This is a genomic window from Sandarakinorhabdus sp., assembly GCF_041689835.1.
GTDB lineage: Bacteria > Pseudomonadota > Alphaproteobacteria > Sphingomonadales > Sphingomonadaceae > Sandarakinorhabdus.
Genome location: NZ_JBDNFM010000086.1, coordinates 1 through 2966, shown reverse-complemented (window position 1 = coordinate 2966; position 2966 = coordinate 1). Strand labels below are relative to the sequence as shown.

The 2966-nt window shown below is 68.2% G+C and carries 3 protein-coding genes; all 3 read right to left on the bottom strand.

The genetic code is table 11. The annotated features are described in order from the left end of the window. Positions 1–106: 106 nt before the first annotated feature. Positions 107–1045: a FecCD family ABC transporter permease gene (locus tag ACESL8_RS04335; RefSeq protein WP_372916335.1), complete on the bottom strand. Its 939-nt coding sequence runs from the start codon at positions 1043–1045 to the stop codon at positions 107–109. Beyond that, entirely contained in the window at positions 1042–1794 is a 753-nt protein-coding gene (locus ACESL8_RS04330) for a hypothetical protein (RefSeq protein WP_372916333.1), read from the bottom strand. Before ACESL8_RS04330 ends, ACESL8_RS04335 begins: the two co-directional genes overlap by 4 nt. A gap of 17 nt (positions 1795–1811) precedes the next feature. Next, the coding region (locus ACESL8_RS04325) for a TonB-dependent receptor (protein WP_372916331.1) at positions 1812–2966 on the bottom strand (1155 nt) is incomplete at its 5' end.

The window sequence follows — 2966 nt, the reverse complement described above, 5'->3', positions numbered from 1 at the left end:
TTGCCCGCACCATTGGGGCCGATCACGCCGACAAATTGGCCGGGGTGGAGCGTCAGGCTGGTCGGCGCCAGCATCGGCGGGCGGGCGAGGGCGATTGCTTCGAGCATCAGCGGCCCCGCAGAATAAGCGACAGGAAAAATGGCGCGCCGATCAGCGCGGTGAACACGCCCAGCCGCAGATCGATGCCCGCCGGCAACAGCCGCACCGCGATATCGGCGGCGGTGAGCAGCGCCGCGCCGGCCAGGGCAGCGGGCGCGATGGCAGCGCCGGGGCGATGACCCACGAACGGGCGGACAAGGTGGGGCACGATCAGACCGATGAAACCGATGCTGCCCGCCACCGCCACGCCGGCCCCGGTGGCCAGCGCGATCGCCAGCACGACGCGGGCCTGCACGCCAGCAAGGCCAACACCCAGCGATTGCGCCACCTCTTCGCCCAGCGCCAGCGTGTCCAGCGCCGGGCCAGCGCGCAGCAACAGGACAACGCCAATCAGGATCAGCGGCGCGGCCAGCGCCAGTTGCGGCAGGCTGCGATCATTCAGGCCGCCCATCAGCCAGAACATCAGATCATAAAGTGCAAACGGCGACGGCGCGAGGCTGAGCGCGAGGTTGATGGCAACGCCGAGCAGCATCGACACCGCCACCCCGGCCAGCACCAGCCGCGTGCTGCCCGCGTCTTTGCCTCCAAGTACCAGCAGCAGCACCAGCGACAATCCGGCCCCCGCCAGCCCGCCCAGTGCCATGCCCATAACACCGGCGCCAAGGAAATAGCCTGCCAGCACCGCCCCCAGCGCCGCGCCAGATGACGGCCCCAGCACATCGGGGGAGGCGAGCGGATTGCGGAACAGCGCCTGCGCCGCCGCGCCGGATGCGCCCAGCCCGGCACCGATGGCCAGCGCCAACCCGGTGCGCGGCAGCCGCAGTTCGATGAACAGGGTGCGCGCCAGATCGGGATCATGTGCCCACAGTGCAGCCAGATCCACCGGCCCCAGCGCCAGCGACGCCAGCCCCAGCACAAGGCACAGCAAGGCGAGGCCCAACTTCACCCCAGCGCCTTTTTCAGGCGGGCGATTTCCGCTGGCATCGCCGCGCCGCCGCACAGAAAGGCCCGGCCATCGGCTTCGACCTGCCGCGATTGCAGCCGCCGCAGCGCCGGATGCTGGCTCCACGCCTGCGGCAGGGAAATCTGACCGGGTCGATAGACATTGCGGATCATGATCGGCGGCGGTGCGGCCAGCAATCGTTCCAGGTTGATCTGCCCGCCTTGCAGTTGCTTGATGCCGGCCAACCGCAGCCAGCCAGCTGCCAGCCCGCCTTGTCCCGGCGCCAGCCCGCCGCCGCCGATCATCAGGCCAGGGCCCGGCGGCGGCGCGCTGGCCGTAAGCGCCGCAACATCGCGGGCAAAGGCTTCGCCCGCCGGCACATTGCCCACCAGCCCGGCGATCTGCCGCATCTGTGCCACCACATCGGCCGGGCGGCTGGGATAGGGCAGGGCAACCAGCCTGATACCCAGCCGCGCCACCAGCGCTGCGCCCTGCGGATCATGGCCCATGGTCAGCACCAGATCGGGCTGTGCTGCCAGCACATCGCTCAATCGGCCGTTGTTGGTTGCCAATCCGCGTGCGCGCGCGGCCATCGGGGTTTCCAGCGGGTTTGCACCCAACCGGCTGATGCTGGCGATCTGGTGTTGCCGCGCGGTGAGCAGCAGATATTCGTCGGTGCACAAATTGAGCGATACCACGCGCGCTGGATTCGATGCCGCAGGCGTGGCGGCCGCCGCCGCTGTGATCAGCAACAGGGCCGCCGCAAGGCTCACAGCCGGAATCGCACCCCGCCGTGGGCAGTGATACCCGGCCCGCGGTAGGCAAACACATCAACCTGGGCGGCATCCAGTGCATTTTCGATGCGCGCGGTCAGGTCGATGCGGGGCGAAATGTGCCAGGCGCCGGCCACAGTGAGCAGCGTGTAGGACGGCAGGGTAACCGGCACGAAGCGGGAAAAATCCGTATCGCCGCGTGCGCCGGTAATGGCAGCGGCAGCCGACAGATCGAACTGCTGGCTGCTGTAGCCGAGCGCGATGCTGCCGGAATGGCGCGGGCGGCGCACTTCGCGCACCGCGGCGGCGCCGGCAGTTTGCTGCTGATCGGCATCAAGGAACGTGTAGCTTGCGATAAGCGCCAGCCCTTGCGCCAGTGCGGCCCGGCCCGACACTTCCACACCCTGGCGGCGGCTGCGGCCCGTCGCATTGGCCACGCCCGACTGGAAAGTGACCCGGTCGAAGGTGCCGATGATTTCGTTGGTGAGGTTGGCGCCGAACACTGTGATATCAGCGGAGTGGCCATCCTTGCCCCAGCCGATGCCGGCTTCGATGCTGCGGCTGCGTTCCGGGATCAGGCCGGGGTTGCCGCGAAATGAACCGGGGAAGAAACCGAACTGATCGAAGAAAGTGGGATCGGCGATGCCGGTGCCAAAAGCCGCGTGCAGGCGGAAATCGCCAATTGGTGCCACTGCATCGAAACGCAGGGTGGTGGCATCGGCAAAACGATCGTTCATGTCATGGCGCAGTGCTGCTCCGGCATTGATGCCGCCCGCCAGGCTCAAGCGATATTCACCCACCACACTGGTCTGGCGGCGGCGCTGGCGCTGGTTCGATGCGGCGGCCGCATTGGCATCGCTGCTGATGAAGCGCTCCGTTTCGATATCAAGCGCCGCCGTCAGGCTGTGCGAAGCGCCGGCTGCTGCAAAGCGCCCGGTGGATTGCAAACGCAGCAGATCGCGTTCGCCGTCGCTGCGATTCTGGAAGGTGCCGGCCCGGCGGTTGATGTTGTCCGCCCGCACCGCCATGAAACTTGCGCGTGTGATCCAATCGCCGTCAAGCAGCGCCAGCGCCGCTTCGGCCCGCAGCGCGGTCTGGCGGCTGAGCGTGGACAGCGGCTCGTCGAGCGGGACGCCGGCGCCGTAATCGAA